General features: G+C 55.3%; 22 protein-coding genes. 10 read left to right on the forward strand and 12 right to left on the reverse strand.

All coding sequences use genetic code 11. The features are described 5' to 3' along the window. Nucleotides 1-14: 14 nt before the first annotated feature. Nucleotides 15-1,289: a phosphopyruvate hydratase gene (gene eno, locus P8O11_RS12110; protein WP_273496502.1), complete on the forward strand. Its 1,275-nt coding sequence runs from the start codon at nt 15-17 to the stop codon at nt 1,287-1,289. Nucleotides 1,290-1,434: 145 nt separating this feature from the next. Here the strand turns inward: eno and P8O11_RS12115 are convergent, their stop codons facing one another. Further along, complete coding sequence (locus tag P8O11_RS12115; RefSeq protein ID WP_367186887.1) at nt 1,435-2,622, reverse strand: FAD-dependent monooxygenase; 1,188 nt, start codon at nt 2,620-2,622, stop codon at nt 1,435-1,437. Nucleotides 2,623-2,696: 74 nt separating this feature from the next. Further along, on the reverse strand, nt 2,697-3,119 hold the full coding sequence (gene dksA / locus P8O11_RS12120; protein ID WP_300294518.1) for an RNA polymerase-binding protein DksA: 423 nt from the start codon (nt 3,117-3,119) through the stop codon (nt 2,697-2,699). A gap of 184 nt (nt 3,120-3,303) precedes the next feature. Between dksA and P8O11_RS12125 the strand changes: the two genes are divergently transcribed. Continuing rightward, nucleotides 3,304-4,143 carry a MoxR family ATPase gene (locus tag P8O11_RS12125; RefSeq protein ID WP_300294520.1) on the forward strand — a complete coding sequence of 280 codons (840 nt, stop codon included), beginning with the start codon at nt 3,304-3,306 and terminating at the stop codon, nt 4,141-4,143. Nucleotides 4,144-4,229: 86 nt separating this feature from the next. Here the strand turns inward: P8O11_RS12125 and soxB are convergent, their stop codons facing one another. From soxB to P8O11_RS12160, 7 genes are all read right to left on the reverse strand, one after another. Then, a complete protein-coding gene (soxB, locus tag P8O11_RS12130) occupies nt 4,230-5,927 on the reverse strand; it encodes a thiosulfohydrolase SoxB (RefSeq protein ID WP_300294522.1) in 1,698 nt (565 codons plus the stop codon). A gap of 106 nt (nt 5,928-6,033) precedes the next feature. Beyond that, entirely contained in the window at nt 6,034-6,885 is an 852-nt protein-coding gene (gene soxA, locus P8O11_RS12135) for a sulfur oxidation c-type cytochrome SoxA (protein ID WP_300294524.1), read from the reverse strand. 61 nt (nt 6,886-6,946) lie between these two features. Beyond that, nucleotides 6,947-7,276, reverse strand: a complete 330-nt coding sequence (gene soxZ, locus P8O11_RS12140) for a thiosulfate oxidation carrier complex protein SoxZ (protein WP_089890070.1) — start codon at nt 7,274-7,276, stop codon at nt 6,947-6,949. 18 nt (nt 7,277-7,294) lie between these two features. Next, on the reverse strand, nt 7,295-7,711 hold the full coding sequence (gene soxY, locus P8O11_RS12145; protein ID WP_300294527.1) for a thiosulfate oxidation carrier protein SoxY: 417 nt from the start codon (nt 7,709-7,711) through the stop codon (nt 7,295-7,297). Nucleotides 7,712-7,757: 46 nt separating this feature from the next. Further along, nucleotides 7,758-8,234 (reverse strand): sulfur oxidation c-type cytochrome SoxX, encoded by a 477-nt coding sequence (gene soxX, locus P8O11_RS12150; protein ID WP_300294529.1) that lies wholly within the window; start codon nt 8,232-8,234, stop codon nt 7,758-7,760. Between the two features lie 159 nt (nt 8,235-8,393). Next, a complete protein-coding gene (locus tag P8O11_RS12155) occupies nt 8,394-8,957 on the reverse strand; it encodes a thioredoxin family protein (protein ID WP_300294531.1) in 564 nt (187 codons plus the stop codon). A gap of 21 nt (nt 8,958-8,978) precedes the next feature. Further along, nucleotides 8,979-9,719, reverse strand: a complete 741-nt coding sequence (locus P8O11_RS12160; protein ID WP_300294533.1) for a cytochrome c biogenesis protein CcdA — start codon at nt 9,717-9,719, stop codon at nt 8,979-8,981. Between the two features lie 72 nt (nt 9,720-9,791). Here P8O11_RS12160 and P8O11_RS12165 point away from each other — a divergent pair, with 72 nt between their 5' ends. From P8O11_RS12165 to P8O11_RS12175, 3 genes are read left to right on the forward strand one after another with little or no spacing between them, the layout of a single operon-like run. Continuing rightward, nucleotides 9,792-10,175, forward strand: coding sequence for a thioredoxin family protein (locus P8O11_RS12165; RefSeq protein ID WP_300294535.1), 384 nt, complete (start codon nt 9,792-9,794; stop codon nt 10,173-10,175). Nucleotides 10,176-10,214: 39 nt separating this feature from the next. Then, a complete protein-coding gene (locus P8O11_RS12170; protein WP_089890052.1) occupies nt 10,215-10,553 on the forward strand; it encodes a helix-turn-helix transcriptional regulator in 339 nt (112 codons plus the stop codon). Nucleotides 10,554-10,585: 32 nt separating this feature from the next. Beyond that, a complete protein-coding gene (locus P8O11_RS12175; protein ID WP_300294537.1) occupies nt 10,586-11,638 on the forward strand; it encodes a YeeE/YedE family protein in 1,053 nt (350 codons plus the stop codon). Between the two features lie 12 nt (nt 11,639-11,650). Here P8O11_RS12175 and P8O11_RS12180 read toward each other — a convergent pair whose 3' ends face one another. Both P8O11_RS12180 and P8O11_RS12185 read right to left on the reverse strand, forming a co-directional pair. Continuing rightward, nucleotides 11,651-12,349: a thioredoxin family protein gene (locus P8O11_RS12180; RefSeq protein ID WP_300294539.1), complete on the reverse strand. Its 699-nt coding sequence runs from the start codon at nt 12,347-12,349 to the stop codon at nt 11,651-11,653. A gap of 114 nt (nt 12,350-12,463) precedes the next feature. Beyond that, a complete protein-coding gene (locus P8O11_RS12185) occupies nt 12,464-12,892 on the reverse strand; it encodes a peptidylprolyl isomerase (RefSeq protein WP_089890046.1) in 429 nt (142 codons plus the stop codon). 171 nt (nt 12,893-13,063) lie between these two features. On the opposite strand from P8O11_RS12185, the gene P8O11_RS12190 reads away from it, so the two are divergent. The 5 genes from P8O11_RS12190 to P8O11_RS12210 all read left to right on the forward strand — a co-directional run bounded on the left by P8O11_RS12190 (nt 13,064) and on the right by P8O11_RS12210 (nt 17,766). Next, on the forward strand, nt 13,064-13,762 hold the full coding sequence (locus P8O11_RS12190) for a haloacid dehalogenase type II (protein WP_300294542.1): 699 nt from the start codon (nt 13,064-13,066) through the stop codon (nt 13,760-13,762). Continuing rightward, nucleotides 13,755-14,573: an alpha/beta hydrolase gene (locus P8O11_RS12195; protein WP_300294544.1), complete on the forward strand. Its 819-nt coding sequence runs from the start codon at nt 13,755-13,757 to the stop codon at nt 14,571-14,573. Before P8O11_RS12190 ends, P8O11_RS12195 begins: the two co-directional genes overlap by 8 nt. Continuing rightward, nucleotides 14,570-15,541, forward strand: coding sequence for a threonine/serine dehydratase (locus P8O11_RS12200; protein ID WP_300294615.1), 972 nt, complete (start codon nt 14,570-14,572; stop codon nt 15,539-15,541). The genes P8O11_RS12195 and P8O11_RS12200 overlap by 4 nt, the downstream gene beginning before the upstream one ends. Nucleotides 15,542-15,646: 105 nt before the next feature. Then, complete coding sequence (gene pcaD / locus P8O11_RS12205; RefSeq protein ID WP_300294546.1) at nt 15,647-16,435, forward strand: 3-oxoadipate enol-lactonase; 789 nt, start codon at nt 15,647-15,649, stop codon at nt 16,433-16,435. After that, nucleotides 16,435-17,766 (forward strand): lyase family protein, encoded by a 1,332-nt coding sequence (locus tag P8O11_RS12210; protein WP_300294548.1) that lies wholly within the window; start codon nt 16,435-16,437, stop codon nt 17,764-17,766. The genes pcaD and P8O11_RS12210 overlap by 1 nt, the downstream gene beginning before the upstream one ends. Here the strand turns inward: P8O11_RS12210 and P8O11_RS12215 are convergent. Then, a complete protein-coding gene (locus tag P8O11_RS12215; RefSeq protein ID WP_300294550.1) occupies nt 17,763-19,904 on the reverse strand; it encodes a malate synthase G in 2,142 nt (713 codons plus the stop codon). The genes P8O11_RS12210 and P8O11_RS12215 overlap by 4 nt on opposite strands. Nucleotides 19,905-19,958 lie beyond the last annotated feature (54 nt).

Below are 19,958 nucleotides of genomic sequence, written 5' to 3' on the forward strand. Positions count from 1 at the left end.
CGAAAGAGCGCCCCATGAGCATCATCATCGACATCCACGCACGCGAAATCCTCGACAGCCGTGGCAACCCAACAGTCGAAGTCGATGTGGTATTGGAAGACGGCACACTGGGCCGTGCCGCTGTCCCCTCAGGAGCCTCAACAGGCGCCTATGAAGCCTCCGAAAAGCGCGATGGCGACGCAAGCCGCTACATGGGCAAAGGCGTGCTTGAGGCCTGCGCTTCTGTAAACGGTGAAATCGCCGAAGCGCTCATCGGCATGGACGCCACCGAACAGGAACTGCTCGACGCTGTCATGATCGAGCTGGACGGAACGCCTAACAAATCCCGCCTCGGCGCAAACGCGATCCTCGGCGTTTCCCTCGCCGTCGCCAAAGCCGCAGCTGATTTCTGCTCCCAGCCGCTTTTCCGCTACGTTGGCGGCACATCTGCCCGCACGCTTCCCGTCCCAATGATGAACATCATCAACGGTGGTGAGCACGCAGACAACCCGATCGACATCCAAGAATTCATGATCATGCCCGTCAGCGCAGAAAACATACGCGACGCGATCCGCATGGGTGCAGAGGTTTTCCACACACTTAAGAAAGAGCTGACAGCCGCTGGTCTCTCAACAGGCATCGGCGATGAAGGAGGCTTTGCGCCCAACATCGCCTCCGCCCGCGAAGCCCTCGACTTTATCCTGAAGTCGATCGAAAAAGCAGGCTACAAAGCAGGCGAAGACATTTACCTCGCCCTCGACTGCGCCGCGACAGAGTATTTCAAAGACGGAAAATACGAGCTCAAAGGCGAAGGCAAATCGCTCACACCCGCCGAAAACGTCGACTACCTCGCCGCCCTCTGCGCCGACTATCCGATCATCTCGATTGAAGACGGCTGCTCTGAAGACGACTGGGAGGGCTGGAAAGCGCTCACAGACAAGCTCGGCGACACGGTCCAACTCGTCGGTGACGACCTCTTCGTCACAAACCCAGAGCGCCTCGCCATGGGTATCGAACAAGGCTGTGCCAACTCAATGCTGGTCAAAGTGAACCAGATCGGCACGCTTTCGGAGACACTCAAGGCCGTTGACATGGCGCACCGCGCCCGCATGACCAACGTGATGTCGCACCGCTCTGGCGAGACCGAGGATGCAACGATCGCCGACCTCGCAGTCGCAACAAACTGTGGTCAGATCAAAACAGGCTCTCTCGCACGCTCAGACCGGTTGGCAAAATACAACCAACTGATCCGCATCGAAGAGGCGCTCGGCGAGTCCGCGCAATATGCAGGCCGCTCAATCCTTAAATAATCGGCCCCAAAAATGAAGCCGCCGTTCGCTTAAGTAACGAACGGCGGCTTTTTTGTGCGTTTCCAAAAACTGTTCAGGCGGTGCACGGGTTGTGCACGCATTGTGCACGCTTTTCACCCCCCTAGAATCAGCGATTTTCCAAAAGTTAACGCGCTCTTTCAGGTGGCCTATCTTGGGTGATGTCATAGCCATAGAGCCAGTCAAACTGGCCAAGCATCCGCCTAGGCGCAAGCGCTCCGCCCAGCCTCAAAGCAGTATGCGCCGCAAAGCGCAGCGGGCCAAATCCGAGGTGGTATTTCCATGCGTTTCCCGTGGCAGTTTTGATCACTCTCGCAGCACGATCGCGCCGCCATAGCTGATAGTCTCCAAGACCTTGCTCAAGGCCCCCCCCGCCATCCAAAGCCACACCCATAGCCCAAGCATCCTCCAACGCCATAACCGCGCCCTGCGCCAGAAACGGCAATGTCGGATGCGCAGCATCGCCCAAAAGCGCAAGCCCCTGCCCATGCCAGCGCGGGGCAACCTCATGGCGGAACAAGCCCCACAGCCGAACCTCTTCCACAGCCCCCAGCATCTCCTGCACCACAGGCGCAAAATCCGTAAATGCCGCCCGCAAATTGGCAGGCTCGTCCGCGAGCGTCCAGCTTTCCTCAAGCCAGTCGCGCTGCTCCTCAACAGCCACCAGATTAAGCATTTTGCCCCCCATCACGGGATAGCTCACCAAATGCCGCCGCGGCCCCATATGGACTTGCACATCGCTCTGCCGCATCCAAACATTGGGCACAACAGCCCGCCACGCAGCATTGCCTGTAAAGAAGGGTGCACTCGCTCCGTTGAGTGCTGGGCGTACGACAGAATGCACGCCATCGGCTCCGATAATCAGATCGGCCTCTCGTCGCGCGCCACTGTGCAAAACAACAGCCGCAGGGCAGCCGTCTTCAACGTGTTCAACCTTTTGCAAAAGCTGGATTTTTGCACCTGCCGCGCGCGCGCCCTCCGCCAACAGCGAGATGAGCTCGGCCCGATGCACAAAGTAGTATTTCTGCGGCGACATCTGCGTCAGATCAAGCTTTAGAACCTCTCCGCCGCGATAGTCCATAAGCCGGACTGTATCCGCCAGAACAGCCCCGCTTTTCACAAGTTGCGGCTCAAGCCCCATGGCGCGCAAGACGGCCAGCCCATTGGGCGAAATCTGTAGCCCCGCACCTACCTCTTTGATCTCGCCAGCCTGCTCCAGCACGGTCACATCCGCGCCCCGCAACGCCAGCACGCGGGCCAAAGCCAGTCCGCCGATCCCAGCACCAATAATGTAGGTTTTTAATCCCGCAAGCATCATTTGCCCCTAACAAAAAGGCGCTGGAACTGCTGCTCCGGCGCCCTATTTTTTGTCTCGTTCCGCCGCGCAGATCAATCGTCGCGGTGGACTTTCTCGCGCCGCTCATGCCGCTCCTGAGCCTCAAGGCTCATGGTCGCAATCGGACGTGCATCAAGTCTCTTGAGTGAAATCTGGTCGCCTGTCACCTCACAGTAGCCAAACTCGCCCTCACCAATACGGCGCAGCGCGGCATCAATTTTGGAAACAAGCTTGCGCTGACGGTCACGGGTGCGCAGCTCAAGTGCGCGGTCCGTTTCCTCAGAAGCGCGGTCAGACGCGTCAGGAATGTTGCGAGTACTCTCTTGAAGCCCTTCGATCGTGTCGCGACTGCCTTCCAGCAATTCCTCGCGCCACGTGATGAGTTTTCTGCGAAAATACTCGAGCTGACGCTCGTTCATAAAAGGCTCGTCCTCTGCTGGACGGTAATCATCAGGCAGAAAAAACTCTGCTTTCATTTCCTTTTCCCCTACGTTTGAGCGAGTCAATGACACGGGTTACTCTCCTACACTGCGCGCTTCGTCTGCGCCGCTCTTACCTCTAAGGAAGCTGAATGTCACTACCCGATAACATCAGATTGCGGTGAAATTGCGTCTCGGCTAGTTTGCCTTGGAAATCAACAATCAAGAAGGCAGTGCTCACATGAGATTTGAAGGAACCGAGGCCTACATCGCCACCGAGGACCTCAAAACAGCCGTCAACGCCGCTGTCACGCTGGAGCGCCCGCTCCTTGTCAAAGGCGAACCGGGAACAGGAAAAACAGAGCTTGCACGTCAAGTTGCCAGTGCTCTGGGCCTTCGCATGATCGAATGGAACATAAAATCCACCACCAAAGCCCAGCAAGGCCTCTATGAGTATGACGCCGTCAGCCGTCTGCGCGACAGCCAGCTTGGCGAAGAGCGTGTGCATGATGTTAAAAATTACATCAAAAAAGGTAAGCTTTGGGAGGCGTTCACATCTGACGAACGCGTTGTCCTGCTGATCGACGAAGTCGACAAAGCAGACATCGAGTTCCCGAACGATCTTCTCCAGGAGCTCGACCGCATGGAATTCCACGTCTACGAAACGGGTGAAACGATCCGCGCCAAGAACCGGCCCGTGATCATCATCACCTCAAACAATGAAAAAGAACTTCCGGACGCCTTCCTGCGCCGCTGCTTTTTTCATTACATCCGTTTCCCCGATATGGACACAATGCGCCAGATCGTGGCGGTACATCACCCCTCAATCAAAGAGCAGTTGCTCACAACAGCCCTCACGCAGTTCTATGAAATTCGCGATCAATCAGGCCTCAAGAAGAAGCCGTCGACCTCCGAAGTACTCGACTGGCTCAAACTGCTGCTGGCCGAGGACTTGAGTGCAGAAGATCTCAAGCGAGACGCCGCAAGCGCTTTGCCAAAACTCCACGGCGCCCTCCTCAAAAACGAGCAAGACGTACATCTCTTTGAGCGCCTTGCCTTTATGGCCCGCCAGAAGCGCTAAGCGATCCCCCAAAACAAAAAACGCCCGCGTAAATCACGCGGGCGTTTTTATTTTCAAATCGGCAGAATAAATCCGGATCGGAGCGTTTACGCGCCTGTAACCTTCACCGATGTATTCTCTTCAAGCGTGACAGTGCCCTGTTTGCGAATGTGATTTTCCACCACATCCCAAATCTGCGGGCCTTCTGTGCCTTCGTTAACACTGGCCCAACCAGCAACAACGTAGTTCTTCGCAGGATCAATCGCTTCGCCCGTCTTGAGGAGCGTCATTTCAGAAATCCGCTCGCCTTGTGGCTTGCTTACGTCGATTTTGTAACCCATGCCGCCGATGCGAACCATATCACCGCCTTGTTGGTAATAAGGGTCTGGATTGAAGAGGTTGTCGCCCACATCTTCAAGAATCACCTTGATGAATTCACCGGTCATTTCCGAACGATACGCTTCACCGTAAGTCATTGAAGTTACGTTCCAAATATCTTCCCGGGTGATCTCCTGACCTGGGAGAATGCTCGGCCCCCAACGCACACCAGGGCTCATCGCGATATCAGCTTCGCGCTCTGACATCAGAGCATTGCAGATCAGGTCATCCCAAGATCCGTTAAAGTTCCCGCGGCGATAGAGCAGCGTGTCGGTCGTGCCGATCACTTCTTTCAGCTGATCCTCATAAGGCGCACGCTGAACATCAATGAGCTTGGCCACGTCGGCATCGGGCGTAATTACATCTGAGAAAATCGGGATAAGTTTATGCCGAATTCCCTTCATTTCACCGTCGCGCACATCAAGATCGACACGGCTGACAAACTTACCGTTTGAGCCTGAGGCGATGATATGCGTCTTGCCCACAAGCACTGGCTCAGGGAGCGCGTCATGCGTGTGACCTGAAAGGATCACGTCAATGCCCTCGACATTGCCAGCCATCTTCTTGTCCACGTCAAAGCCGTTGTGGCTCAGCACAACAACAAGCTCTGCGCCTTGGTCACGAACTTCCTGCACCATGGCTGCCATGTTGTCTTCACGGATGCCAAACGAATACTCAGGGAACATCCAGCGTGGGTTGGCAATCGGCATATAAGGGAAAGCTTGCCCGATCACGGCGATTTTCACACCACCGCGCTCAAAGAATTTGTAGGGTTTGAAAAGCTCGGCGGGCTCGTCCCATTCGGCATCAAAAATGTTCTGGCCAAGAGACGTAAACGGCAGGCTGGAGACAAGCTCATTCACCCGCTCGGAACCCAAAGTGAACTCCCAGTGGAAGGTCATCGCATCTGGCTTCAACGCGTTCATAACGTTGACCATATCCTGACCTTCGGTCTGATAGCAGGTATAGGAACCGTGCCATGTATCACCGCCATCAAGCAGCAGCGCATCAGGGCGGTCCGCGCGGATCGAGTTTACCACAGTGGCAACGCGGTCAAGGCCCCCAACGCGGCCATATTGCTGCGCAAGAGACGTAAAATCATTATAGCTCAGCGCATAGGCCGAGGGGCTGCCATCAGCAATACCGTAGAGCTTACGGAAATCAGCGCCCGTGATGTGCGGCACGTGCCCGTTGTTGACACCCACACCAATGTTCACTTCAGGTTCGCGGAAGAAAATCGGCTTCATTTGCGCGTGAATATCTGTGACGTGGATCAAGCTCACGTTGCCATAGGTTTCAAACTCAAGAAGCTGATCTTGCGTCAGCGCCTGCTGCGCCGCGAGGCGGGCCCAATTGCCAAAACCGCTCGCGCCATAAAGCGCTGACGCGGCCATAGAAACTTGTAGAAAATCGCGGCGTGAGATCATGGCTTGAGAACCTTCCTTCGGGCATTGGCGGCAACATATGCACAAAACCTAATGCGTTCTGACAAAAAGAAACCCGCAGCTACGAAAGCTGCGGGTTTCGGGTGTTTTAGTTGCGGACTGATGGGCCTTCGATAGAAAGACCATTGCCGCGGCTTGCAACGTAAAGCTCAAGTGCAACAAACTCTGGGCCACCTGGGCTAAATGTTTCGGCACGTGTATCGCGCACACAACCTTTGAAGCGGCTGTGCGTGCCATTCAGCTTGGCGTTTTTCAAACGGTATGTTGGGAAACCATTGATCTGGCCTTGGCTCAGGTGATCCGCGCGGATCATATTGCCATAGTTGTCTTCGTGGCAGTTGGCGCATGACAGCTCGAGCTGGCCGTAGCGGGTATAGTAAATCTCTTTACCTTTTTCCCATGTCGCCTGAGCTGGACCGTCAATAGCCACGTTTACAGGCATACCGCGAGAAACAGATGCGAGAAGAGCTTCCATCGGAATGGAGCCACCTTTGTCTGTTTTCCAAGGCTTAGCGCCCATACGGGTTTCACGGCAGTCATTCACCTGCATTTGAAGTGTGCGAACTTCACCAGCAGCTTCGTTCCACTTAGGATAAACAGCTTTTACGCCAGCCATTTCCTCTGGAGCACCGTGACAGCTGGCGCAGGACTTGCCTTCGCCACCGTCAACCGCATTCCAGATTTCAACGCCCTGTTCGACAAAAATCATGCCGGGGTTGTCGAAATCATCCATTTCCATGGCCTGCGTTTCGTCTGAGCGAAAGTGCCAGCCAGACATTACTTCATCGAGTGAGTCTGACAAATGAGCAGGAGCTGGAGCTTTTGTGGTGATGGCGATTTCGCCATTGATCACCAGCGTGTCATCGTCGGGGTCAGCCATACCAAATGTTGGCAAAGCCAGCGCAACCGCGCCGATGAGGGACATTGTCTTGAAGTTCATGCATTTCCTCCCTTGGAAAGCACCCTGCCCTTCTGCGGGGCAAGGCACTCATGCGTGTTGATCAGGCGATTGCGACTGATTTTGCGTCTTCGTAGACAGAACCGTCGTCGTCATACCAAGTGAATTTGAAATCACCGGCTTCAGGAACAGTTGCTTCGAATTCGAAGTAAGGGTTTGTCGAGATCGCTGGCGCGAGTTCAACATCGATAACCATCTTACCGTTATATTCCGCGGTAAAGCGGTTGATGATCGAGCGCGGAATCTTGTTGCCATCGCTGTCTTTGCGCTGACCTGATTCCATGCTGTGGCTGATCAGAGTTTTGATCACCACAACTTCGCCAGCTGCTGCTGACTTTGGCGCTTTGACACGGGGTTTTACACCATCTGCCATTTTAGTCGTCTCCTCTGATTAGCCGCCGCAGCCGCCAATTGTCACTTTTACTGTTGAGCTTGCGCGTGCAAACGTGCCGTCAGCCATTTTGGCCACTGCAACAACATCTTGCGTACCTGCAAGACGAATGCGCGTAGAAGCACTCTGGCTGCCTGAAAGCTCACCAAATTTAAATGTCGCCACATCAGGTGTCGGGTTGCCGGCCGCCAGAAGCAGAATCGCCTCTGCGCCTTCAGCCGATACGCTGACTGGGACAGTGTTACCATTTTCGGCGATTTCAGGAGCTGTCAGCGTTACGCCGCCTTCAGCTACATCCGCGCCACCTGTAAACGCTGCAATCATGTCGTCCGCGGCCGCAGCGGCCTGAAACGGCAGAATTGTCAGAGCAACAGCGCCGGCCCCAAGGGCGAGCGTATCACGTCGTGAGAATTCCATATCTAACTCCTTTTACGTCTCTCTCAAAGTGCTCCGGAAACCCGGATCACTCGTCTTTCAGTGTCATAAGGAACGCAACAACATCTTCGATTTGCTGCGCACTCAAAAGTGGATCAAGCGCACCCTCGGCAGCTTTGCCCGTATAGGCATTGCCAGGGCGATCAAAGCCTTCGACTTTGTAGTAGCTTGGCATCATCGTTCCGTCGTATGTCAGCTTCGCGTTTGAAACGATGCCGCGCAATTCGGCTTCATTCCAACGATCCGCCACACCATCAAGCGCAGGGCCGATGTTACCTGGAAACGCAACGTCTGGCAGCGAGCTGACGACGTGACAAGCAACGCAGTTGCCTTTGCTGCGGCTAGAGTAGACACCGATGCCTTCCTCTACGTTGCCGGCAACGCCGCTCAGCGACATTTCAACCGCGCCATCTTCCGTGAAGACGACATTTGCTGGCTCAACTGTTTCGGCATATGCCGCTCCAGCTGTAAGCGTTGCCGCCAGTGCAAGTGTTGTGAACCTCATATTTCCTCCCTTGGCCACCCGTGTTCTAAAGCTAGGTTAGCTCTGCATACCGTAGTGGACAGGCAAGAGACTCGCAACAACAAATTCAGAAAAATGAATTTACCTATTTAAATACCAATCCCCGCCCGACATTCCCGAAAGGCGCAAAGCCATCAGAATTCATTGCGAAAGTTGCGTTTCCAGCATGCGTGCATGATATTTTTGGAAAGGTTCGTCGCCTGCATAGCCCTTCTCGTTCACCCAAGTAAGCATATTCAGCGTTGTCCACTTCCCAAACGCACCGGGCACTTGCGCCACAGCCGCTTGCGGGGCTGTCAGGCCCTCCGCGACTTCCTCGGGGAAGTAAATCATCAAGGGGGTAAATAGTGCGCCCCACTTCTGGACCATCTCTTTTTCTGGCAAGGTCTCGCCATCAAAATCCGTAACTTCAACGTCACCAAACATATTGATCTGAACGAAAAAATAGTTGTCCGTGATGTAACTATCGATCGCAAGGTCAACAAAAACCTCTTCGTGCAACTTCTTACAATAAATGCACCCGCGCTGCTCGATAATAATGGCGAGTCGTTTGCCCTCGGCATTTGCCTCAGCCAGATCTTCACGCAGATCTTTGAACGTATCTCGCATCCATGCCGTCTTGTGCAGCCCATCGTCTCCAACTACGGATGCGAAAACAGGTAGCGCGAGACAGAGCGCCGCGACCATTAGCAATAGCTTTTTCATTTTACTCTCCCGTTTCACTCATCATCCCAGCGTTTGAAAGCTGGGGAAAAAATCGATCATCCAGTTGGCAATCACGTTGACGGTATTTGTTGCGATGAGAATAGCAAAAACGATCAGCATCACTCCCATGACCTTTTCAACATGACCTTGGTATTGGCGAAACCGCCCCATGAAGCCAAGGAAAGGCTTGGCAAAGAAAGCAGCCAAGACAAAAGGCGCCGTCATGCCTAGCCCGAAGCAGGCCAGCAAAAGCGCCCCTTTCCAAAGCTCGCCCATGCCACTCGCCATAAAAAGAATCGACGCAAGCACTGGCCCAACACAAGCCGTCCATCCAAAGCCAAACGCCAGCCCCATGAGATACGCGCCCAAGACAGTTGATGGGTCAGCTTTGCTCTCAACCCGCGCCTCTCGATATAGAAAGCCGATCCGTATGATGCCAAGGAAATGCAACCCGAAGACAAAAATAACCGCCGCCGCAACATAAGACAGTGGCTGCTTCCACTGTGCGAAGGCCTGCCCCAGTGCCGTTGCACCCAAGCCAAGAAGCATAAAAATAGTGGTCACGCCCAAAGCAAACATAAACGCCGAAACAACAAGCCGCTTCTGCGCGCCAGGGGCAATCTCGCCCTCCTCACGCAGCTCACTCATCGAAATGCCCGCCATGTAACTCAGGTAGAACGGGACCATTGGCAGAATACATGGCGTGAAAAACGCCACCAATCCGGCCAGCGCTGCGCCCCAATAGCTGATCTCGCCGAGCATCGCCCGCGCTCCTTGTCATATTAACATATTCAGATTATGTTGAGTGTAATTGAAACAGTCAATGATGTTACCATGTTCATTCGTCTTATTTCCTCGATGGCCATTGCCATATTTCTGGCGGGCCAAGCGCTTGCCGTCGAGTTGATTATGGTAGAGCAAAAAGGCTGTAGCCATTGCCAAGCTTGGCACAAGGCAATAGGCTCCATTTATCCAAAAACAACAGAAGGCGCGTTTGCCCCGCTGAGGGTCGTAAATATTTCTGAAGGCGCACCCGAAGAGGTTCAATTCGCCCGCAAGGTTGTTTTCACGCCAACATTTGTTCTCGTAGATGAGGGCGCAGAAATCGGCCGTATCGAAGGCTACCCTGGTGAAGATTTTTTTTGGGGTCTTCTCGAAATGATGTTAAGAGCCAAAACAAGCTATATAAAACCTGACGGCTCGACTGCCAGCAATTAGAACAACAGGGGCATCCAGCTCCGCGTAGAAGGATACCCGATGGGACTTCCACAATTCACTGACGATCTGACCGATGCAGAGATCGACAACTTCATGGACAATGCCACCAAGGCATCAAACTTCCTCAAGACAGTAAGCCATGAAGGCCGCCTGATGATCCTCTGTCACTTGGTAACGGGAGAGAAGTCGGTGACCGAGCTGGAAAGCCTCTTGTCCGCCCGCCAAGCTGCAGTCAGCCAACAGCTGTCACGCTTGCGTATGGAGGGCCTAGTCATCCCGCGTCGTGACGGCAAAGCCATTTACTACCGATTGGCAGACAATCGCCCCAAACGTATTTTGGAGCTTGTTTACGAGCTGTTTTGCGACGACGATAGCTAAACACGCCGCATCGTGACTGGGGAGGGTTGCAGGTGCTTGAGATGATTTCTGAAAACAGCTTCGTGACGCTTGCTGGCGTTTTTGGTGGCGTTTTGCTCGGGCTTGCAGCGCGACTCGGCCGGTTTTGCACACTTGGTGCAATTGAAGACACACTTTACGGCAATAACACCCTGCGTTTGCGCATGTGGGGTCTCGCCATTGGCGCGGCGATCATGGGTACATATGCCCTCGACGGCGCAGGCTTGGTTCCGCTAGAGCAGAGCTTTTATCTTTCGATCACGTGGATGCCACTCGCCTCCATCATGGGCGGGTTGCTCTTTGGCTATGGCATGGCGCTTGCGGGCAACTGCGGCTTTGGAGCTTTGGCGCGTCTTGGAGGCGGCGACATGCGAGCCTTCGTTATTGTTTTGGTGATGGGCGTCTCGGCATATGCCGTGCTTTCGGGTCCTCTCGCTTATCTGCGCATTTGGGCCTTTCCGCAGACCCAAGCGACAACGCCCCCTGGTATTGTTCACTTTATCGCGGCCCAAACGGGCATTGGCATATCATCACTTGGGATGTCGATTGGCTTGCTCATAGCCCTTGCCTCTCTCGCCTCATCCGCCTTTCTCAAGCGGCCCGCCTCCGCGTTCTGGGCATTGGTTGTGGCCGCGGCAATTGTCAGCGGCTGGGCCGCTTCGGGCTATATTTCGGCCTACGGTTTTGGTGCTTTTCCCGTTGTGTCCCATAGCTTTAGCGCTCCCGTTGGAGCAGCCCTTCTCTTTGCCATGACGTCATCAGCGGGCCTGCCCTCGTTCGCTGTAGGTTCTGTCGCGGGGGTTCTGATCGGAGCCTTTATCGGCTCTCTCATCAAAGGACATTTCCGCTGGGAAGCCTGCGAAGACCCGCGCGAATTGCGCCGTCAACTCTTGGGAGGAGCCCTGATGGGCGCAGGCGCTGTGATCGCCATGGGATGCACCGTTGGCCAAGGTCTTTCGGCGTTTTCTACGCTAAGTTACTCGGCTCCAGTTACATTCGCAGCTATTTTTGCAGGAGCGGCCTTCGGCTTGAGGCAGCTCATTGAAGGCTTTCAACCCGCAGAATAAACCGATTTCGTTTCAGTCTGCGCGTGCCGCTGCCAAAATCGGTCCATGACCGCGTGTTTGCAAGATAATTGCCGTTTTCTCGGAACCACTGGCGCGCTCACTTGTCTCAAACGGGCTCTTCATATCCCAGATATCGAGTACTTTGATCTCGGTGACAATATTCGCGTAGGCAATCTCTCGGCCCGCGTTTTCGCCCTTTTGGATTTGGGTCACGCCTTGCGGCATATAGCGGACCATAAGCACGGCCACAGGCTGTGCCGCACCTTGCGCCTGTGCCGAGATACGCAGCTTTCCCGCGTCGCGAACCACAGTCAGGCTCGCCTTACCCGCCTGCTCCTGATGTCGCTTGATCAAGCTATTCACCTCGACGGGGTGGTTTCCGACAACATGCTGCTCACCCTGGACAATCATCTGCGGCGTATAAACGGAGCGGCGCCCACCGACATGGGCGTAGGCGCGCTGACGCTCGGAATGTGCCTTCTGACCAAACACATCTTTCCAGCCAATATAATCCCAATAATCAACATGCATCCCAAGCGCGAGAACATCCTCGCGCTTTGCAAGCTCATGCAAAAACGCGTCAGCTGGCGGACAACTCGAACAGCCCTGCGACGTGAAGAGTTCAACAACAACGAGCCGGCGCTCGTCGGCACCAGCCGATGCTGCGAAGCCCGCAAGCATAAGTATGACAAATGTTATGATGCGCCACATGGACTTCTCCTTCACGCTTTCGCTAATCATGACATAGCGCAAAGAGGGTCTCACTCACCAATCAAGGTTTCGAGAGACTTGGGCGGGTTTTGTTTCAAACCCGCCCAAAATCGCTTAGTTTACGGACACGAGTTCAATCTCAAAGGTCAGATCTTTGCCTGCCAACGGGTGATTGGCGTCTAGAACAACTGTTTCATCCGTGATCTCCGCAACTGTGAGCGGCATAATTTCGCCGCGCTCGTTCTTGGCTTGAAGCTGCAAGCCAACCTCAAGAGGAATATCAGCAGGAATTTCTGTACGGGGCACAGCTTGGCGCGCTTCGGCGTGATGGGGGCCATAAGCATCTTCCGAAGCAATCTCGACACGCTTCTCGTCACCGACTTTCATTCCAGGAAGCGCAACGTCAAGACCTGGAATAATCTGGCCGGAACCAACCACAAACTCCAGCGGATCATTGCCTTGGCTCGAATCAAAAACAGATCCGTCGCTCAGGGTTCCAGTATAATGAATGCGTACGGTATCACCGCTCTTTACTTCGCTCATAGCGTGTCCAGTTCTATTTGGGGGAAATGAATTTAGAGGCCGCGGCAGCTGCGCAGGTTCTCAGGCTCGCAAATAAACTAAACGTCAAATCTCCTGAATGCAAACACCCAGCGCATTGACCTTTCCTATCCCCTACCCCAGTGTTTTTCGAAATCACCAAGGGAGAATGTGATGTCTATAAAAGCCTGCGTCTTTGATGCCTATGGAACTTTGTTTGACGTCACAGCGGCAGCGCGGGAAGCGGCCGCGGACCCCGCCTTTCCAGAGTTGGCCGACAAGTGGCAAACCCTTGCCGCTCTTTGGCGCGACAAACAGCTCAATTACACGTGGCTTCGCGCCGTTACAGGCGATCATACAGACTTCTGGCAAGTGACGGGCGATGGACTTGACTGGGCGCTCGAAGCGACTGGTCTCCACGGCAATCCCGATCTGCGTGAGCGGCTGTTGCAGCTCTATTGGTCCCTCTCGGCCTTTGCCGAAGTCCCTGAGATGCTGCAACGACTGCGCGCAGCAGGGCTTCAAACGGCAATCCTCTCCAATGGATCTCCCGATATGCTCAATGGCGCGGTCTCATCCGCTGGCTTATCGGGCCAGTTTGACGCCGTGCTCTCGGTCCAAGATGTTGGCATTTTCAAACCCTCGGGCAAAGTTTATCAGCTGGTTGAAACCGTGCTGGGCGCCAAGCCAAATGAGGTGATCTTTGTCTCGTCCAACGGTTGGGATGCCTCCTGCGCTACATCGTTCGGTTTTGAAACCGTATGGGTTAACCGCACAGGCCTGCCGATGGATCGCCTCTCAGGAAAGCCCAAGCATATCTTGAGTGACTTGAAAGAACTGCCTGAACTGGTCGCTGAGCGCAACAATGCCTAAGTTCCAGACATCAGACGGGCTATCGCTTCATTATGAAGACGAGGGAGTGGGCACGCCCCTCCTCTGCCTGTCTGGCCTCACACGAACGGTGCGCAACTTTGACTTTGTGGCACCGCACCTTGCCCATATGCGGCTTGTCCGGCTGGATTACCGCGGTCGCGGGTTGTCGGACTGGGCCGATCCAAGCACCTATACACCTCTCATAGAGGGCCGTGACGTGCTCGAACTTATGGATCATCTGGCCCTGTCTCAAGCTGCGGTATTAGGCACATCTCGTGGCGGGCTTATCGCCATGACACTCTCGGCCATAGCCAAGCCGCGCCTGCTTGGTGTGGCACTCAATGATGTCGGGCCAGAGCTTGCTCGCCAAGGCCTTGAAAAGATCGCGCTCGTGATCGGTAAAAAGCCCAACTTCAAGGACTTTGACAGCCTTCTGAAAGTTTGGCCCGACCTTGCACAAGGCTTTGACAATGTCCCAACCATCCGCTTTCGTGAAGAAATTTCTCGGCTGTTTACCCAAGGCGATACAGGGCTAGAACTCAATTACGATCCAGCCCTACGTCAAGGTGTTCTTGCTGCACTTGATGCGGATTTGCCCGATCTCTGGCCGCGCTTTGAGGCACTCTCAGATTTGCCCCTCTGCGCATTGCGCGGAGCAAACTCCAACCTGCTAAGTGAAACGACCTTCGCGCACATGCGCGAACGACGCCCCGACATGATCGCCGCCGTGGTCCCTGACCGTGGCCATGTGCCATACTTGGACGAACCCGCAGCGCTTGAAGCGCTGCTTCAATGGACAAAACGCCTATGAATATCGATATGATCCACGCCGCAGCCATTCGCCTTGAAGGTCATGCGCGCCGAACGCCCCTCCTTTCGTCGCCCTTTCTTGACGAGATCGCCGGCAAGCCTGTGTTTGTCAAAGCCGAATGCCTTCAGCACACTGGCTCCTTCAAGTTTCGCGGGGGCTGGTCGGCCCTGTCTGGCCTACCAGAAGATCAGCGCAAAAACGGCGTGATCGCTTTCTCTTCGGGCAATCACGCCCAAGGCGTTGCCTACGCAGCAGCCCTTCATGGTGTCAGCGCGGTGATCATCATGCCCTCGGATGCTCCCCGTCTCAAAATCGAAAACACACGCGCCCTCGGCGCGGAAGTCGTCCTGTACGACCGCGCGACGGAGGACCGTGACGAGATCGGCGCAACCATCGCGAAACAGCGCGGCCTGACCTTAATCAAGCCCTATGACGAGCCACTTGTCATCGCAGGCCAAGGCACGACAGGCCTCGAGATCGCCGCTCAAGCCGCAGGCCTCGGTGTGCGAGACGCAGACGTACTGGTCTGTTGTGGCGGTGGCGGGCTCACCTCGGGAATCGCCCTCGCACTCGCGGCAGAAGCGCCTGGTTTCAAGGTACGCCCGTGTGAACCAGAGCGGTTTGACGATGTGACACGCTCGCTGGCCTCAGGCAAAATCGAACGAAATGAGCAGCTTACCGGTTCTCTATGTGACGCCATCATCACCCCACAGCCCGGAGATATGACCTTCCCGATCATGGCAGAGCATTGCGGCTCAGGAATTGTCGTCACAGAAGAAGAAGCGCTCAAAGCCATGGCCCATGCTTTCCAGCGTCTCAAAATAGTCGTCGAGCCGGGCGGCGCGGTCGGCCTTGCGGCTGCGCTCTTTCACGCAGAAAAGACCAATGCATCCACACTCATCGCTGTCACCACAGGTGGGAATGTCGATGTTTCAGTCTTTCAAAAGGCGCTGGCCTATTTAGACTGACGCCCAAAACCCGACGCTCTGGCCTATACTTTGGCCATAGGGGCCGTTTATAACCTCTTCACCCTGATTAAGGCCCCAAAAGCGCTAAGCTGCGGAGACATGCACATGAAGATAGCCGACCTCGGCGATATCCGCCTTCACTACAAAGACGAAGGTCCCAAAGATGGGCCTGTCGTTGTTTTCGCAAATTCCCTCGGAACGGACTTGCGCCTATGGGACTCCGTGCTGCCACATCTGCCCAAAGGCCTACGCCTTATTCGCTATGATAAGCGTGGCCACGGCCTGTCTGACTGCCCTGATGCGCCCTATTCGATGGGCACATTGGTGCGCGACGTCGAAAGTCTGCTAGATTATTTGGCCGTGAAAGACTGTGTCTTTGTCGGGCTCTCAATTGGTGGGATGATTGCCCAAGGATTGGCCGTAAAACGCCTTGATTTGATGCGTGCCATGGTGCTGTCCAATACAGGTGCCAAGATCGGTACGCGCGAGATGTGGCAAGATCGAATCGAAGCCGTAAAGGCGGGTGGGATAGAAGCCTTGTCCGACAGTATCCTTGAGCGCTGGTTTGCCCCTGCCTTTCGTGAAACGCCAGCGTTTACCGCATGGCGCAATATGCTCATTAGACAGCCAAAAGAGGGCTATATCGGCTGCTCTGCCGCCATTGCAGGCACAGACTTTATCACGCCGACCTCAGGCCTACGCCTTCCTACATTGGCGATTGCAGGCTCAGAAGATGGTTCCACGCCGCCTGATCTTGTGGCTGAAACCGCCGCGCTTATTCCCGGCTCGCGCTTTGAAATTATCCGCCGCGCAGGACATCTGCCGTGCGTTGAACAGCCCGAAGCTTACGCTGCCTTGCTCACCACATTCCTTTCAGAGATCGGACATATCTGATGGCCGCTTCCGCCTTTGACAGCCAGCACCTCGCCAAACTCTTTGACACAGGCGAACTGGCCGCTCTCTTCACCGACAGCGCCGAGATGCGCGCGCTTCTGCTCGTCGAAGGCGCTCTGGCCAAAGTCCAAGGTACACTTGGCGTCATCCCCGAGATCAGCGGTGCATTCTTACATCGCGCAGCGATGGAAGTTCAGGTTGATCCCTCAGGGCTGGCCGCAGCAACAGCGCAAAACGGCGTCAGTATCCCTGCTTTTCTCGCCGCCCTCCGCAAAACCTTGGAGGCCCCTGAACACGCACAATATTTGCACTGGGGAGCGACCTCTCAAGATATTCTTGATACGGCCCTCATGCTGCGCCTCAAGCGCGCGTTTGATCACATCCAAACCACGCTCAAGCAACACCTCACAAACCTTGCGGATCTCGCTGAAAAAAATAGCGAAACGCCAATGTCAGGCCGCACTTGGGGACAACACGCCACCCCAACAAGCTTCGGTGCGGTCGCCGCCGCATGGGGCCATCCACTGCTCACACTCGTAGCAGAATTTGAGTCCACCCGCGATACTGCTTTTTGGGTCTCCCTCTCGGGCGCAGCAGGCACAAGCAGCGCGCTTGGCCCCAAAGCAAGCGAAACACGCGCCGCACTCGCAACGGCCCTCGGACTTCATGATCCCGCGCACAGCTGGCACAGTGACAGAACACCCATCGTCAAACTGGCGTCTTGGGCGACACGCCTGACCAATGCTCTGGGTAAAATGGCGGCGGACCTTTCAGAACTGACCATGACAGAGCTTGCCGAAGTGACACTTGGCGGTGCGGGCAGCTCCTCAACCATGCCCCAAAAACAAAACCCCGTTTCCGCAGGTGTGATCGCAGCCTTAGCGACCCATGTCACAGCGCTCAATTCAAGTCTGCAAGCCAGCGCCCAACACGCCCAGCAGCGGGACGGCGGCGCATGGATCACCGAATGGCTTACCGTTCCACAGCTCGTGCTCGGCACAGGTGCCGCGCTTGGCCATGCAGAGCGTATGGCCGCGGCGCTCTCCCCCAACACGGAGCAAATGAACGCGACGCTTCACAGCGGCCAAGGCCTGATCTTTGCTGAAGCTTTGTCTTTTGCGCTGGCCAGCGCAATGCCACGCCCCGAAGCACAGCTCAAAACCAAAGAGCTTTGCGCAAGCGTCATGAACACAGGAAAAACCCTCGCAGAGGCCGCTTCGGAGCTGTTTCCCGAGATTGATTTCAAAGATGTATTTGAGGCCAAAGCCCAGCTTGGCTGCGCCTCCGAAGAGGCGCATGCCTTTGCTGTTGCCGTACGTGCTTTAGCCTAAAGCGAAGCCTTCAGTTCAAGGCGGCGCGCGTGCAAGACAGGCTCAGTATAACCTGACGGCTGTGTACGCCCCTTGAAGACCAGATCGCAGGCCGCTTGAAACGCAATTCCATCAAAGCTTGGAGCCATTGGCTTATAGGCTGGGTCGCCAGCGTTTTGTGCATCTACAACAGCAGCCATTTTGCGCATTGCAGTCATAACTTCCTGCGCATCTACAACCGAATGATGCAGCCAGTTGGCGAGCCCCTGAGCCGAAATACGGCAGGTCGCGCGGTCTTCCATCAGCCCTACATCGTTGATGTCAGGCACTTTGGAGCAGCCCACTCCCTGATCAACCCAGCGCACCACATAGCCCAGAATGCCCTGTGCATTGTTTTCTACCTCGCGGCTGATCTGCTCTTTGGTCCATCTGCGATAAGTCGCCAGCGGAATATCCAGAATTCCGTCCACATGCGCGCGGCGCCCGCCCTTGCGCAACTTCGCTTGCACGGCAAGCACATCTACCTTGTGATAGTGCAACGCATGCAGGGTCGCAGCGGTCGGAGACGGAACCCAAGCACAGGTTGCTCCGGCTTTCGGGTGCTCGATCTTCTGCTCCATCATTGCCGCCATGAGATCGGGCATCGCCCACATCCCCTTGCCAATTTGCGCTTTGCCCGAGAGGCCACACTCAAGGCCGATATCGACATTGAGGTTTTCATAAGCCCCGATCCAACCTTTGCGTTTGATAAAGTCCTTGCGGCTAAACGGTCCCGCTTCCATGGAGGTGTGAATTTCATCGCCCGTGCGGTCAAGAAAACCTGTGTTGATGAAAGCAACTCTCGATTTCGCGGCACGGATGCATTCTTTGAGGTTCACAGAGGTGCGTCGCTCTTCGTCCATCACACCGATTTTCACGGTATTGGCGGGCAATCCGAGCAAGCCCTCAACGCGGCTAAATATTTCATCCGCAAAAGCGACTTCCTCGGGCCCGTGCATCTTGGGTTTTACGATGTAGACTGAGCTGTGTACCGAGTTGCCGCTGTCACGCTTGAGGTCATGCATCGCAATCATGGTGGTGATCGCAGCGTCCATCAGCCCTTCAAATACTTCGTCTCCTTGCGCATCAAGAATCGCTGGGTTGGTCATCAAATGCCCAACGTTGCGCACCCACATCAATGCGCGCCCCTTCAGCACAAGCTTACCCCCGTCAGGCGCGGTATATTCACGGTCGTCAGCAAAGCGACGGCTCACAGTTTTGCCGCCCTTTTCGATATCGGCGCTAAGATCACCCTTCATCAAGCCCAGCCAATTGGAATAAGCCAGCGTCTTGTCTTCCCCGTCCACACAGGCAACAGAATCTTCGCAATCCATAATCGCCGACAAAGCACTTTCAAGCTGCACATCGGCCAGCAAGGCCTGATCATGGCTGCCAATCGGATGGGCGCGATCGAATACCAGTTCGACGTGCAAGCCATTGTTTTTGAGCAAAATACTGTCAGGCGCCTTCGGGTTCCCCGTGTAGCCCACGAACTTTTCCGGGCTTTGGAGCGGCCGTTCATCAACAAGGAGCCGCCCATCCTGAACATGATAGCGCCGCGCATCCGCATGCGATGTGCCCTCAACGGGAAAGGCGTCGTCCAGAAACACGCGCGCCCGCGCCACAACCCGCGCACCGCGTCCGCGCTCATATCCACCAGCAGGCGGCATCGAGCCCATCGCATCCGTGCCATAGAGAACGTCATACAGACTGCCCCAGCGCGCATTGGCAGCATTGAGGGCATAACGGGCATTGGTGATTGGAACCACAAGTTGTGGCCCAGGGATCGAGGCGATCTCAGGGTCAACATTTTGCGTATCGATCTCGAAATCAGGCCCCTCAGTGATCAAATAGCCAATTTCATGCAAAAAGGCCTTGTAGGCGGCGTGATCATGCGGCTTGCCACGATGCGCGATATGCCAAGCATCAATCTGGGCCTGCAAGCTCTCGCGCTTCTCCAAGAGAGCACGGTTTTTCGGCGTCAAATCTGCGAGCATCGCCGCAAAGCCAGCCCAAAAGCTGTCGACCGCCACGCCTGTGTCGGGCAAAGCAACTGTATCGACAAACTGCGCCAACTCCGCATCCACTGAAAGCCCTGCTCGCTCTACCCGCTGTGTCATGACACGCCCTATCTTGCTAAATTTCTCCAAGAACCTTGTAGCCCGCGAAGCGCT

The organism is Lentibacter sp., from assembly GCF_029254145.1.
Classification (GTDB): Bacteria; Pseudomonadota; Alphaproteobacteria; order Rhodobacterales; family Rhodobacteraceae; genus Lentibacter.